Annotated in this window: 12 protein-coding genes and 1 tRNA gene; 3 read left to right on the top strand and 10 right to left on the bottom strand. The window is 34.2% G+C overall.

Going from position 1 to position 13,902, the window contains the following annotated elements:
* Positions 1-15 precede the first annotated feature (15 nt).
* The 3 genes from HNQ90_RS07650 to HNQ90_RS07640 all read right to left on the bottom strand — a co-directional run bounded on the left by HNQ90_RS07650 (position 16) and on the right by HNQ90_RS07640 (position 3,811).
* Positions 16-1,257 carry a T9SS type A sorting domain-containing protein gene (locus HNQ90_RS07650; RefSeq protein WP_144117324.1) on the bottom strand — a complete coding sequence of 414 codons (1,242 nt, stop codon included), beginning with the start codon at positions 1,255-1,257 and terminating at the stop codon, positions 16-18.
* A 530-nt stretch (positions 1,258-1,787) separates the two neighbouring features.
* Entirely contained in the window at positions 1,788-2,981 is a 1,194-nt protein-coding gene (locus tag HNQ90_RS07645; protein WP_144117322.1) for a DegT/DnrJ/EryC1/StrS family aminotransferase, read from the bottom strand.
* Between the two features lie 134 nt (positions 2,982-3,115).
* The gene (locus tag HNQ90_RS07640; protein WP_338081401.1) at positions 3,116-3,811 is read right to left on the bottom strand and encodes an NAD(P)H-dependent oxidoreductase; all 696 of its coding nucleotides are present in this window, start codon (positions 3,809-3,811) and stop codon (positions 3,116-3,118) included.
* Positions 3,812-3,933: 122 nt separating this feature from the next.
* Here HNQ90_RS07640 and HNQ90_RS07635 point away from each other — a divergent pair.
* The 3 genes from HNQ90_RS07635 (at position 3,934) to HNQ90_RS07625 (ending at position 6,146) form a co-directional block, all read left to right on the top strand.
* A tRNA-Ser gene (locus HNQ90_RS07635) sits at positions 3,934-4,018 on the top strand.
* Positions 4,019-4,780: 762 nt separating this feature from the next.
* The gene (locus tag HNQ90_RS07630) at positions 4,781-5,410 is read left to right on the top strand and encodes a ferric reductase-like transmembrane domain-containing protein (RefSeq protein ID WP_144117321.1); all 630 of its coding nucleotides are present in this window, start codon (positions 4,781-4,783) and stop codon (positions 5,408-5,410) included.
* A gap of 7 nt (positions 5,411-5,417) precedes the next feature.
* On the top strand, positions 5,418-6,146 hold the full coding sequence (locus tag HNQ90_RS07625) for an SIP domain-containing protein (RefSeq protein WP_144117319.1): 729 nt from the start codon (positions 5,418-5,420) through the stop codon (positions 6,144-6,146).
* Between the two features lie 186 nt (positions 6,147-6,332).
* Here the strand turns inward: HNQ90_RS07625 and HNQ90_RS07620 are convergent, their stop codons facing one another.
* The 7 genes from HNQ90_RS07620 to HNQ90_RS07590 are packed head-to-tail and all read right to left on the bottom strand — an operon-like array spanning position 6,333 to position 13,812.
* Positions 6,333-6,674 (bottom strand): L-rhamnose mutarotase, encoded by a 342-nt coding sequence (locus HNQ90_RS07620; protein ID WP_144117317.1) that lies wholly within the window; start codon positions 6,672-6,674, stop codon positions 6,333-6,335.
* Positions 6,675-6,680: 6 nt separating this feature from the next.
* Complete coding sequence (gene fucP, locus HNQ90_RS07615; RefSeq protein WP_144117315.1) at positions 6,681-8,003, bottom strand: L-fucose:H+ symporter permease; 1,323 nt, start codon at positions 8,001-8,003, stop codon at positions 6,681-6,683.
* 34 nt (positions 8,004-8,037) lie between these two features.
* Positions 8,038-8,829, bottom strand: a complete 792-nt coding sequence (locus HNQ90_RS07610; protein WP_144117314.1) for an SDR family oxidoreductase — start codon at positions 8,827-8,829, stop codon at positions 8,038-8,040.
* 2 nt (positions 8,830-8,831) lie between these two features.
* Positions 8,832-9,659 carry an amidohydrolase family protein gene (locus tag HNQ90_RS07605; protein WP_144117312.1) on the bottom strand — a complete coding sequence of 276 codons (828 nt, stop codon included), beginning with the start codon at positions 9,657-9,659 and terminating at the stop codon, positions 8,832-8,834.
* Between the two features lie 10 nt (positions 9,660-9,669).
* Positions 9,670-11,130, bottom strand: a complete 1,461-nt coding sequence (locus HNQ90_RS07600; protein ID WP_144117310.1) for a tagaturonate reductase — start codon at positions 11,128-11,130, stop codon at positions 9,670-9,672.
* Between the two features lie 15 nt (positions 11,131-11,145).
* Positions 11,146-12,798 carry a UxaA family hydrolase gene (locus HNQ90_RS07595; RefSeq protein WP_144117308.1) on the bottom strand — a complete coding sequence of 551 codons (1,653 nt, stop codon included), beginning with the start codon at positions 12,796-12,798 and terminating at the stop codon, positions 11,146-11,148.
* A 3-nt stretch (positions 12,799-12,801) separates the two neighbouring features.
* A complete protein-coding gene (locus HNQ90_RS07590) occupies positions 12,802-13,812 on the bottom strand; it encodes a zinc-binding alcohol dehydrogenase family protein (RefSeq protein ID WP_144117306.1) in 1,011 nt (336 codons plus the stop codon).
* Positions 13,813-13,902 lie beyond the last annotated feature (90 nt).

Raw genomic sequence — 13,902 nt, 5'->3', positions numbered from 1 at the left:
AATTTTTTCTATTTTTTAATTAATAATTACCTTTTTTGTAATTGTATTACTCCCATATTCTATTTTAGCCAAATACAAACCTGACTCTAATTGGCTTACATCAATTTTTGTTTGGTTTTTGCTTAAAAACAGTCGTTTTCCGTGAAGATTAAAAAACGTTACATAATTTACTGGCGAAGTACTATTAATAGTTATAAAATTTGAAGTTGGATTTGGATATACCGAAATAGCATAATCCATATCTTTGGGTTTATTAGTAGTAAGTGTAACATCAAAAGCTTCAGAAGCACTCCAAAAAGAATCTATACGTGTGAAACCTTGCCAGGATTCGATATCGCTTTTCCAGGATTGGTATATTAATGATGTTTCATTATTATTAGCATCGAAAGTGCGTAGTATTCTGGATGCATTTTTCCATATGCTATTAGTATTATCCCATTCTTGCCTTATAAATTCTGTTTGGTTTCCTAACTCGTAAACAAAAAGATATTGTTCTTGATTTCTATAACCTTCATTTATATGAATTTGATAAACTTGACTTTCCAATTGTTGTAAAACATTGTAGTTGAAAAATGTTTGCAACGTTGCAAAATCATTAAAAGCACCGTCTTGTTGATTGAAACCGATGTCCTCTACCTTTTCAATTTCATTAAAGTCTGTATAGGTATACTTTATTTTCCCTACATTTTGCCAAACATCAACATCGGCATAATAGATTTGTTCTATCTCCTCTTGAAGGGTGTAAAAAGTAAGTCCATAATCGTATAAAAATCTTTTTTCTGGCACCAAATCATTACCACCATTTCTATTCTCAAAGGTTTTAGAGCTTAGTGTATTGCCGTTGTAAGCGCTAATTTCTCTTCTAAAAACAGTCCATATTCCATCAATTTTTATGGCATACTGGAATCGAATTTCATTGCCCATGCCATCGTAAACATAGGTATCTCTTGATGCATCGACCCAAGCTCCATCTCTCCAATTTTGTTGAATACTTTCTGTAATATTATTTGATGCATCATAATCCTTATTACGCTGATAATAATTAACCCAATTATTGCCACTGGCATGCAATCGTAATAGATTTGTTTCTTTATTACCCTCGTAGCTAAACGTATAAAGTTCTCGGGTTTGGTGCAGCCAATCCCCATTAAACCATGAGTAAATATGAGTTGAGTCTTTTCTAAATTCGGTTTGCGCATTACTGTTTAGAAAACCCAATATAAATGCCAATACAAAAAATGTGTAATAATGTTTCATAGCGTTATTTTATAGCTGTTAATTTTAATTGTAAACACCTTTTCTAAATGATTAGTATTTAGAAAACTATTTGCTTTGGGAGAGATTGATTATTACCTAGTAAAGTCTAATTTTATTTAGCACTTTTAATTTAGGCTAAGTGTTACGCTATTAATTTTTCCAAATATAAACCTACATGGTATAAAGGAATATCACATATGTAACAATTGATACCATATATGTAACAGGCTATTGATAACAAGGAACTCAAGAGGTTTTTATTTAGTTAAATAAAGAACCCAAGACCATTTTTCGGGTTTTTTGAATTTGCATTTAAGGGAAATAATATGATGTATTGAAATGCTAATTAGATACAGTTATTTTTAACCTAATTAATTGGCTTGTATTTTTTATTAAGTATTTAACACACTTACAAGCATAAAAAATCCTATTAAAAACTTTAGTGATTAAAGTTTTTAATAGGATTTTTACAAGTTTAAATGCTTAAAGTATTTATAGATAACTTTGTTCTATAACTAATTTATAAAGCACTAAATATTTTCTTTTATTGCTTTAACCATTTTAGAAGCACGCTCCTTAACCTCTGCCTCGGTCCATGATAATTTTATTAAACACGATATGTTTCTGCCAATATAATGATCGGATTTTGCGAAGGTTTTTGTTTTAAGGTAACTTAAACCTTCTTTAACCTCTTTAGAGATTGGAAATAACGATTTTAAGTCTTTTAAATGGTTCCATTCGCGAATGTAATGCCAGTTATTATCGTAATAATTCCAACATACATCGACACCTTCTGTCTTAAAAGCTTGAATAACTTTTCTGGTGGTTTCTAGATCTGGTAAGAAGAAGTTTAAGAAGGCACAACTTTCTACGCCGCCTTCTGGTACGGTTCTAAAAGTAACTTCTGGAATTTGAGATAAAGCGTCTCTTAATATATTGAAATTCTTTTTTTGAAGTTCTAAAAATTCTGGTAAGCGTTTTACTTGAGCTAATCCTACTGCTGCATGAAGCTCTGAAATACGAAAGTTATAGCCTAAAAAGGGGTGTGTTTCGGCTCCTCTATCGTTTCCTACATGATCGTGACCATGATCGCTATAATGGTCGGCATTTAAGTAATAGTCTTTGTTGTTGGTTATTACGGCTCCGCCTTCGCCACAGGTTATGGTTTTTACAAAATCGAATGAGAAACAGCCTAAATCGCCTATGCTTCCTAGTGGCTTGCCTTTATAGGTTCCGCCAATGGCTTGACATGCATCTTCGACTAGTAATATATTATGTTTTTCTGCAATGGTTTGCAATGCATCCATATTTGCCATACTTCCGCACATTTGTACTACCATGATGGCTTTTGTATTTGGTGTAATGGCTTGCTCTACTGCTTCTGGGTTTAATCCTAAGGTATCGTCTATATCGACCAAAACGGGTATTGCTCCAAGCATCATTATAGCCTCGAAACTGGCTACAAAGGTGAAGGTTGGCATGATTACCTCGTCTCCCGCTCCTACTCCTGCTGATGCTAAGGCTACCGATACGGCTGCTGTACCCGATGATACTAATTGTACGTGTTTGGATTGAAATGTGTTTTGAAGTTCGGTTTCTAGCTCTTTTGCTTTCCAGTGGCCATTACGCATACCATCGAAACCGTAGCGCATAAGTACGCCGTTATCTAATACATCGTTTACTTGTTTTCTTTCTAAATCTCCAAATAATTCAAATCCTGGCATATTCTATTTTGTTTTATGTTGATTGGGACCTTGCCTTTGCGTTAGGGATTGTAGCGGCATCCTTTTTTTGCTGCCATATATGGCAAAAAAAGATATAGCGTAAAGCCCGACCCTTGTGGTAACGCCCAAATTATTTATATGTTTATTACGGCTTCTTCGATTGGTTTTCTAACTTTTTTTAGGGTTGAAAACATGTCGTCTTCTGCGCGATAACCTATGGGTAAAAGTAATACGGATTTTAGTCCTTTTTGGTTTAATTTAAGGATTTGGTCGTATTTGGCTGGTATAAAGCCTTCCATGGGACAGGAATCGATTTCTTCCATGGCGCAAACAGTGAGCAAGTTCCCTAGTGCAATGTATGCTTGGTTTTTGGACCACTCTTGACGTTCTTGCTGCGATTTACCTTGCATCATGCTTACTAAACCTTCGCGGTAGGGTTTTAATATGTTTTCGGGCGTGTTACGCGTGTTTTTTATGTTTTGGTAATAGTTGGAAACATCGATTTCCTCTATATTATCTTGTATGCAGATGACCAATAAATGCGAGGCTTCTAGCACTTGTTTTTGATTGTATGAGTGCGCTACTAGTGGCTCTCTGACTGTTTTATTTTCGAGTACAACTAGTTTTATGGTTTGTAGACCAAATGATGTTGCGGTTAAATTAAAGGCTTCTGTTATGATATTTAATTTGGCCTTGGTTAGTTTTTTGGTGGCGTCGAATTTTTTTGTTGCATAACGCCACTTTAGCTGTTGTATGGTATCCATTAATGAGTAATCTATTTTTGCAAAAATAGGGTTTGCTTTTCTATTTATTATAATATTAGCATGCAAAATATGCAGATTTTGAAGCACTTAAAATTTATTATAAAAAAAGTTTAGATTTTATTTGAATACAAGGAAAAAGGCTCTTATATTTGCACCCGCATTCAGGGAATACCTGATGAGGCACTCAAGGAGAATTGGCAGAGTGGTCGAATGCGGCAGTCTTGAAAACTGTTGAGGGTCACACCTCCGGGGGTTCGAATCCCTCATTCTCCGCAAGGAATTGTTTAAATTCGACTAAAAGCCCATAAACATTATGTTTATGGGCTTTTTACATTTTCCATAACTTCATATGATTTCAAATAATATCAAATAAAAGGTGCGGTATTCGGTGCGTAAATTTTTAAATAATTCTACGCACCGAATTAACTTCTAGTATCTGCTTACTAACCTACTAGAAACCGTTTATATACAAAAATTAGATATCTTTAGTTCGAACAAAAGCTGAGTATCGTTGCATCATTCTACATTCTCACGACTATTCTACCCCAGAGGATTCTAAGTCGATAAAAGTGATAAAACTTCCATTCACTGAAGAATAACTGTACATGAAAAATTTAGAGAATTAAACTTAGAACGAAAAGTACTTTTATACTAATTGAATTGTCAAGCTTGCAAGATGCCAGAAACAACCGCTAACATTCGTTCACTAAAATAGTTATTAACCACTTAAGCAGGAGACAATTGGTTAGCCATAACAATAGGAAGAAAGGAAGCTAAAATTAGACCAAGAAATACTTTGTGAAATTACTCAAATCAAAGTAATGGTTCAACTTTAACCATTTTAACAACCATTTTCATCTTTTTTATAGGTTTTAGTTTTTTTATTTTCGTCCAATAATTTAAAAAGAAAAAAAACTCTAATTAATAGTATTTATTAGTCCTATTAACATATTAAGACATGAAAATAAACTAGAAAAAACATTCAAAACAGTATTTTCAGCTAGAGTTATTCATATTTAAAAAAAAGAAGTATTAATGAACGTATTAAAAAGAAACTACGGGTGGGTTACTGTTAGCCTCTTAGCTGTATTACCCTTGCTTGCCATTATAAAAATGGTTAACCTAGATTTTTCAAATGGAATCTCCATTTCATTGATAGAAAAAGCTACAAGCGAAGGAAAAACAACCCTCGAAATGCTCTATCATATATCCGGTGAATTTGCCATCCGTTGGATGACTGCCGTTTTAACTTTAACACCATTTTACATCCTTTTTGGAGTAAACAATCTTTTTGTGAGGCAAGCCATGGGAATTGCAACCGCAATATGGAGTTTATTACACTTTACCATATTTGTAATTGCAGAAGGCCTATTAGAAACCTTTACTCAGTTTAACTATTTAGCTGGGTTTATTGCTATTTTAATACTTATTCCATTGCTATTTACATCGAATAGAAAATCCATGAAAAAGCTAAAAAAGCGATGGAAAAAATTACAAAGTTTTGCATACCTCGCCATTTTTTTAAGCTTAGTTCATGTTGCCATTTTAGATAAAACTTGGATTATTTATGCTGTAATTGTTGGCCTAGGTTTTGTAATTAGAATACCGACTATAAAAGAGAAACTTATAGAAAGACGATTAAAGAAGAAACCTGTAAAACAATAGCCCTACCATGAGTTTAATAGAAAACATATTAAAAAAAGTGATCTTAGAAGAGGCTGTTATTAGCAAAAAGGACATGTTATCGCCTTCCGTTTTTAAAATTCAGCTGAAAAGTGATGCCATAAAAAAAACAGAATTCAAACCTGGATATTTTTTACGATTAGGAATTGGAATTGGCAATGATAACTTAACCTTAAAAGATAAAGTAAGGAGCTACAGTGTTTGGAATATTAATAAAGCAGAAGGCACTTTAGACTTGGCAATTGCAACAGAAAGCAAAGGAATTGGAGCCAAATGGGTTGGCGATGTCAAGGTTGGTGATTTCGTTTATTTTAAATGGAAGAAAGGAAACTTTTTACTAAATGATGATGCTGATAGCTATTTAATGATTGGAGATTTATCAGCATTATCACATTTATATATTTTAAACAGAAATTTACCAGATAATAAACAAGTTGAAAGTTTAATTTATAGTGAAGACATTAACGATTTATTTGCAGATTGTGATGGTTCTAAACCTTTCAATTTTCATAGCTTGAAGCAAAACTCAACTAAAGAAATTTTGAGTTTAGCCAAAGACATAATACCAAAAATGAAAGGTGATAAAATGGTATATATTGCCGGAGACAGTCGTGTTTGTTTAGCTCTAAATCAATATTTAAGAAAAGAATTAAATTGGAATACTAAACGAATTAATATAAAACCGTTTTGGAACCCAGAGAAAAAAGGATTGGAATAAAAGATGTGTTTCCTTTTAAAAATCAGGAAGCATAAGCTTGTCAAAAGCTACTCTTTTCTAGATATTTATTAAACTAAAAAAGGCTATAAACACAGTGTTTATAGCTTTTTTAGTTTTTATTGGTAATGCATGGAATTATTTCAAATAAGCCTTACATCTGCTCATAAAGGAATTTAAGTACTATCCTTATAATTTAAATATTTGTTCTAGTGCCATCCATTTTTCACCACTTTTGGCCCAAGGCAATTCTTGTTGATAATCCCACATTAAGTTTTCCCATTCTTGGACTTTTGGGTTGATGACGTCTTGTTCTGCCTTATTCACAGGATCAAACGTATCATCCACCTCCATAATCATAAACATACGGTTTCCTATAAGGTAAATTTCCATATCTATAATGCCCGCATCTTTTATACTTTTTGTGATTTCTGGCCAAGCATTACCTGCTGCGTGATGCTCCTTATATTCAGCAATTAATTTAGAATCGTCTTTTAAATCACAAGAAAAACAGTGTCTTTTAGTACTCATACGTTTTTATTTTGAAGTTTTATAAGTTGAATAACCGTAACAAGCAACAATAGCCAAACAGATAAGTGGTAAAACAAAAGAGAAATTAACTTCAGGAATAAACCCTAAAACACGTTCATCTGCAAAACCAGGACCACCCCAATCTAAAATACTACCTTGCAATACAGGCATTAAAGCACCACCAACAATGGCCATAACCAAACCAGCGGATCCAATTTTAGCCTCGTCTCCCATATCTTTTAGAGCAATTCCATAAATAGTTGGGAACATAATAGACATAAATACTGAAATAGCTACTAAAGAAATTAAACCAGCCATTCCAGATAAAATAATGGCTCCGGTACAACATATAACTCCTCCAATACCAAAAAACATTAATAATTTTGAAGGATTTATAGTTTTCATTAAAGCAGTACCAATCCAGCGCCCAACTAAAAACAAGATCATAGCTGTAACGTTAAAATAAGTTGCTGTTAGTTCCAATCCTAAAGTTTCATTAATATTATCTACATACTGAAAAATATACGTCCAACACATAATCTGCGCTCCAACATAAAAAGCTTGTGCTAAAACACCAAATTTATAGTTGCTATTGGAGAATAATTTTTTGAAAGATTCTGAAATCGACATTTTATCTTCCTCTGCAGTTTTTGGCATTTTGGTAAATATAATAATAGCCATAATTACCAAAACTAAAACTCCTAATCCTATATAGGGTAAACTAATAATACTTAAATCATTTTCTCTAATAGCAGCTAATTCTTCCGAAGCTAAAGCATTATAAGCTTCAGTAGAATAATCGTCAGATTGCAAAGCGCTAATAACAAAAACTTGCGCGATTATCATTCCCGTTAACGAACCAATTGGATTAAAAGCCTGAGCTAAATTTAAACGCTGCGTAGCAGTTTCTTTATCCCCAAGTGCTAATATAAGTGGATTTGAAGTGGTCTCTAAAAAAGCTAATCCGCAAGTGATAACCCAAAGCGAAATTAAAAAATAATTAAATTCTTGATTTGCTGCTGCCGGATAAAACAAAAAAGCTCCAATGGCATATAAACACAATCCTAAAATTATTCCCGACTTATAACTATATTTTCTAATAAATAATGCCGCAGGAAGTGCCATAAAAAAATAACCTATATAAAATGCAAACTGTACTAATGATGCTTGAGCATTAGATAATTCTGGCATTACTTTTTTAAATGCAGATACCATGGGATTAGTTAAATCATTAGCAATTCCCCATAATGCAAATAGCGATGTTATAATAATAAAAGGGAAAAGTAACTCTTTTCTAACTACAGGTATTTTACTTTTTAAGTTGCTCATTTATGTGTTTTTTTTAGTTGGTTTAAATAATTGATTATTCTGTTAATAAAGACCTGTCTAAATGCACATAACCGCCATCTACAGTAATAAATTGACCTGTTGTGTGTGATGACTTCTCTGAAATAGTAAATAAACATTGATCGGCAATTTCATTAGGCATAGTCATTCTGTTTTCTAAAGGAATTTTCTTAACAATAGCCTTTAATTTTTCCTCGCCATTATCTAATGATTTTATCCACGTATCATAAGCAGGGGTCCAACTTTCGGCTATAACAATAGCGTTAGAACGGATACCGAACGAAATTAAATCTACAGCCCATTCCCTTGTTAATCCAAACACACCTCCCTTAGATGCCGCATATCCCGAAGTACCTCCTTGGCCTGTTAGTGCCACTTTAGAACCTATATTTAGAATGTTACCTTTGGTTTTCTTTAGCATAGGTAGGCAATATTTAGTCATAGCAAAAAAACTAACCATGTTTAATTTTAAAGAATACATAAAATCGTCCATCGAAGCATCTAAGCCAGCACCATCATTAACACCTACATTGTTTATTAAGGCATCAATTTTACCGTATTTGGTTTCTATTACTTTGGCAGCTCGCTCTATTTGTTTATAATCCGATAAATCTGTTTTTACAAATAAGGCATCAACACCTTTTTCTTGCAGCTCTTTTTCGTAGCCAAACCCTCTGTCGTTTCTACAAACTATTACAGGAATTGCTCCTTCATTGGCTAAAGATTGTACAATAGTTTCTCCAATACTTCCTTTTATTCCTGCTGCTCCTGTAACAACTACTATTTTTCCTTTTAATCCTAAATCCATAATTATAAATTATAAAACTTTATCGCATTTTGGCCCATTATATCTGCCTGTTCTGTGGCGCTTAAACTTGCTATAAAGTCCGTTATTAAATCTTTTACTTGTTTGTAATTCCCTGCTACTAAACACACCGGCCAATCGGATCCAAATAAGAGTCTATAGCTTCCAAAAGCCTTTAAAACGACTTGCATATATGGTTCTAGCTGTGCTGCCGTCCAGGTTTTAAAATCGGCTTCGGTAATCATACCTGATAGTTTACATGATACATTCTCATGTTTTCCTATTTCTGTCATCATTGAGGCCCAACCATCGAAAAAACCATCTTTTATGTAAGGTTTTGCGATATGATCGATTACGAATTTCTGATTTGGAAATTTTCTAACGAATTCTAAAGTCGAACCTAATTGATGTGGAAATACTAAAATATCATAGGTAAATTGATGTTTTTCTAATGCTGAAATTCCTCGCATGAACTTAGGACGTAGCACAAAATTATGATCGGCTTCACCTTGCACAATGTGGCGAAACCCTTTTATTTTATTATGACGTCCATACTCTTCTAAAACATCGGCAACTTGTTCGTCTTGCAAATCTACCCAACCTACAACGCCTTTTATAAAATCGTTTTTAGCCGACAGGCTTAATAAAAATTCGGTTTCGGCTAAGGTTTGATCGGCTTGTACAGCTACACAACCGTCAATACCGTTTTCTTTATAAACGGTCTTTAAATCTGAAGGTGTAAAATCACGACGAATAACCGACATATTATCGTCTATCCAGCCATGCTTTTCTGGTTTGTAATACCAAAAGTGTTGATGTGAATCAATAATCATATTTAATCTATTAATGTGCTGTTGATGTACTAAACACGGATGAAACACCATGAGTTTCAATCGCTTTAATCTTATCTGTAATGAAAGTTGCTAAACCATTATATCCAGATAAATCGTCGCCTACAATCATTTTATTTGCTAATGTGTTTTGAACTAATTGTCTTAAATTTTGCTCTTCTGAATCAACTTTATTCCATTCCTTCTTAAAGAATTCCAAAGCCTTAGGGTCGTCGTTTAGAACAATAGTTTCATTATTGAATTCTCCTTTATAAAAACGAATCATGCAAGCTAATGAAAACGCAATGCGCTTCGGAAAAGTTCCGTTTAAAGCGGTATACTCTCTAAAAGCAGGCAATAGTCGCGCTTGAAATTTAGAGGTGCTATTTAATGAAATAGCTAATAAATAATGTTTTAATGTTGGGTTTTTAAACCTGTCGATAACAGAAGCAATAAAGGCATCAATTTCACTTTCTGAAAAATTAGTTAAGGTTGGTTTTACTTCATTTGATAACACTTGCAAAACATGATTTTTTACAACTTCATCATCCATACTTTCCTTTACTGTTCGTAATCCTGCTAAATATCCAACAGGCACCAGTGAAGTGTGCGCTCCGTTTAAAATACGAACTTTCATTTCTCGATAATTCGATAAATCGTTTACAAACTGAACGTTTAAATCGGTTTTAGAAAAAGGCAATTCGTCTTGAACTAAAGCAGGCCCTTTAATTACCCAACTGTGGTAATCTTCTCCAGCTACTAATAAATCATCATCAAAACCAATTTGTTGCGAGAATTCAGCTTTTCTTCCTTCAGGGAAACCGGAAACAATACGATCGACCAACGTACTACAAAAATGATTATGGTTTACTATCCAAGTTTTAAAGGCTTCGGATAAATTCCAAAGTTCAGCATATTCTAAAATAGTTTTTAATAAGGCATCGCCATTATTTTCAATCAATTCGCATGGTAATAAAATACAACCTTTATCTGCTGCTCCATTAAAATGATTAAAACGATGATGTAACCACAGGGTTAACTTTGCAGGGAACTCGTGTGGTGGACAATCGGTTAGTTTATCAGTTTCAGAAAACTTAATTCCCGCTTCGGTAGTGTTTGATACCACAAAACGCAATTGAGGTTGTTCTGCCAAAGCTAAATACTCATCCCACTGTATATAAGGTTGAATCACGCCACTAACAGATTCTACTAAAGTTACTTCGGAAACCAACTTGCCATTTCTTACGCCGTCTAGAGCTACATGAAACAAACCGTCCTGAGTTCTTAGCTCTGTATAATCGCCACGTTTAGTAGGCTTTACAACCACTATACTCCCATTAAAATCGGTGGTTTTATTTAAAACATCAAACATCCAATCGCAAAAGGCTCTTAAAAAATTACCTCCTCCAAATTGCATAATACGCACAGGGTGCTGCATAGGTTTGTTTGCTGTAGTTCTATTTAATTTTGTCATTTTTTTAAAATTATTTTACAATGAAACACCACGTTTCCATGGAATAAAATCGTTATTACCGTGCAGAACTGCTTTTGAAGCTACTTCTCCACTAGCCACCTTAATAATATGGTCTAATATTTTTTCGCCCATGCTTTGGATGGTGTCTTCGCCAGTAATTACGGTACCTGCATTAATATCTATAATGTCATTCATACGCTCGTATAAATTGGTATTGCTCGACATCTTTAAAACAGGTGCCACCGGATTTCCAGTTGGTGTGCCTAAACCTGTAGTAAACACCACAACGTTGCAGCCTGAACCGACTAAACCGGTTGTAGATTCTACATCGTTTCCAGGTGTACACAATAAATTTAAACCCGGTTTTATAACCTGCTCGGTATAATCTAATACAGCAACAACAGGCGATGTACCTCCTTTTTTTGCTGCTCCTGCAGATTTCATGGCATCGGTTATTAAACCATCTTTTATATTTCCAGGTGAAGGGTTATTTTCAAAACCCGACCCAACGGCAACAGCAGCTGCTGAATACGCACGCATTAGACCATAGAATTTTTTAGAATCCTCATCTGTAACACACCTATTAATAATGTCTTGTTCAACACCGTTTAATTCTGGAAATTCAGAAAGCACAGGACTTCCGCCCAAAGCAACCAATAAATCGGAAGCATAACCTAAAGCTGGATTCGCTGAAATACCAGAAAACCCATCGGACCCGCCACATTCTAAACCTAATACAAGTTTACTTAATTGTGCCGGTTTACGGACTGTTTTATTAGCTTGTATTAATCCTAAAAAAGTATGTTTTACAGCCTCCTCTATTAATTGGCGTTCGCTAGAACTGCGTTGCTGTTCTAAATAATGAACCGTTTTTTTACAATTAGGGTCTATAGCATTAATAGCGCTTTGTAACATTTCTATTTGCGCATTTTGGCAACCTAAACTAAAAACGGTTGCTCCAGCAACATTTGGGTTTGTAATATAACCCGCTAGTAACTTGCAAAGTGTTTCGGAGTCTTGACGAATACCGCCACAACCACCATCATGCTTTAAAAATTTAATACCATCAACATTCGGGAAGGTTCTGTTTTGTTCTATTTCTTCCTTAGTTGTTATAATAGGTGTGTTTAGAATATCGGTATCAGAACCTCCTGTTTTATATTGCTTAATTAATGCATCGGTATCTACAGCGAAATCTTTTTTGGTTTCGTAACCTAATTGTTCTGAAAGTGCCCCTTCCAAAACATCAATATTTCTGTTTTCACAGAAGGTTAACGGAATTACTAACCAATAATTGGCTGTACCTACTTTTCCGTCTTCTCTGTGATAGCCGTTAAATGTGCGATTTTCAAAAGCAGAAGCATCAGGAGCCGACCAAGATATTTTTTCTTGTGAAGCGTTAAATTCCGCGGAAGCGTGTTTTACATTTTCAATAGTAATAGCTGTTCCTCTTTTTATAGGTAACACAGCTTTTCCAATTAAAACACCATACATATAAATGGCATCGCCCACTTTAAAATCGTACAAAGCAAATTTATGTTTTTGCTTAATACCTTCTTGTAAAGTAAACGTTTGACCTGCAACATCTATAAACATGCTTTTTTGCAAAGGCGTTATGGCGACAATAATATTGTCTTTAGGATCTATTTGTACGTAATTATTAGACATTTTCTAATTGAAATTTACAGTTGCTTTTATAACACCCGTTTCTGGTTTTAACCAACTATCAAAATTGGCTATCATTTCTGTAAATGGTACGCTGTGCGTAATAAAAGATTCTGTTGGAAATTGATCTAGTACACTAATGACGTGCTTAAAATCTTCTGTTGTGGCATTTCTGCTGCACATTAAAGTCATTTCTTTGGCGTGTACTTTTGGATGTGTGTATGTTAATTCTCCTTTGGAAAGACCTACTAAAACAAAGCGTCCGCCATGAGCCATATAATCTGGACAGGCCTCTAAAGCAAATTTATTTCCCGAAGCATCAAATACAGCAGTGGCTAAGTCGCCATTGGTTATCTCTTCAATTTGCTTTACAGGATCGTTACTCACGTTTACAACATAATCTACACCTATATTTTCTTTAGCATATTTTAATCGGTCTTCGTTCATATCCAAGGCTATTACTTTCGCGCCTGCAATTTGTGCGAGTTTCATAATACCAATCCCGATAGGACCGCAACCCACAACCACTACAGTTTCTCCTGCTTTAATATCTGCTCTCCTAATAGCATGAGCGCCAATAGCTAAAGGTTCTACAATAGCCATTTGATCGTTTGAAAGATTATTGGCAGGTAATAATATATTAGCAGGAACGGTAATTTGTTCTTGCATACCACCATCGGCATGTACACCTAAAACGCGAATATTTGTGCAACAATTAGTTTTGCCGTTTCTACAAGCAATACACTCGCCACAGCTTACATAAGGCATAACCACAACTTTATCTCCGGCTTTGATTCCTTTTGCATTTTCATCGATTTCTAAAACTTCCGAAGCTAATTCGTGTCCTAAAATTCTTGGATAAGTAAAAAAGGCCTGATTACCACTGTAAGCATGTAAATCGGTACCACAAATGCCTACTTTATTTATTTTTAATAAAGCTTCCCCAGCTTTTCTAACGGGCGCCTCTTTTTCTTTTAAGATGAATTCTCCGGGTTTTTCGCAAACTATATATTTCATTTTTTGTAGATAAAATTTCTAATAAAACTATTTTTTTCTATTTAACACTTACAGTTAACAATAAGCATTAAACACTATTTGTAATATTCG

Origin of the sequence: Algibacter amylolyticus (assembly GCF_014202225.1) — a bacterium.
GTDB classification, from domain to species: domain Bacteria; phylum Bacteroidota; class Bacteroidia; order Flavobacteriales; family Flavobacteriaceae; genus Algibacter_B; species Algibacter_B amylolyticus.
The sequence above is the reverse complement of the archived record's forward strand: the minus strand, read 5'-3'. Positions and strand labels throughout refer to the sequence as shown.

Excerpts from the sequence above, each read along its gene's own strand:
- HNQ90_RS07650 (WP_144117324.1), bottom strand. The coding sequence starts at position 1,257 with ATGAAACATTATTACACATTTTTTGTATTGGCATTTATATTGGGTTTT.
- HNQ90_RS07645 (WP_144117322.1), bottom strand. The coding sequence starts at position 2,981 with ATGCCAGGATTTGAATTATTTGGAGATTTAGAAAGAAAACAAGTAAAC.
- HNQ90_RS07630 (WP_144117321.1), top strand. The coding sequence starts at position 4,781 with ATGAACGTATTAAAAAGAAACTACGGGTGGGTTACTGTTAGCCTCTTA.
- HNQ90_RS07625 (WP_144117319.1), top strand. The coding sequence starts at position 5,418 with ATGAGTTTAATAGAAAACATATTAAAAAAAGTGATCTTAGAAGAGGCT.
- HNQ90_RS07620 (WP_144117317.1), bottom strand. The coding sequence starts at position 6,674 with ATGAGTACTAAAAGACACTGTTTTTCTTGTGATTTAAAAGACGATTCT.
- fucP (WP_144117315.1), bottom strand. The coding sequence starts at position 8,003 with ATGAGCAACTTAAAAAGTAAAATACCTGTAGTTAGAAAAGAGTTACTT.
- HNQ90_RS07610 (WP_144117314.1), bottom strand. The coding sequence starts at position 8,829 with ATGGATTTAGGATTAAAAGGAAAAATAGTAGTTGTTACAGGAGCAGCA.
- HNQ90_RS07605 (WP_144117312.1), bottom strand. The coding sequence starts at position 9,659 with ATGATTATTGATTCACATCAACACTTTTGGTATTACAAACCAGAAAAG.
- HNQ90_RS07600 (WP_144117310.1), bottom strand. The coding sequence starts at position 11,130 with ATGACAAAATTAAATAGAACTACAGCAAACAAACCTATGCAGCACCCT.
- HNQ90_RS07595 (WP_144117308.1), bottom strand. The coding sequence starts at position 12,798 with ATGTCTAATAATTACGTACAAATAGATCCTAAAGACAATATTATTGTC.
- HNQ90_RS07590 (WP_144117306.1), bottom strand. The coding sequence starts at position 13,812 with ATGAAATATATAGTTTGCGAAAAACCCGGAGAATTCATCTTAAAAGAA.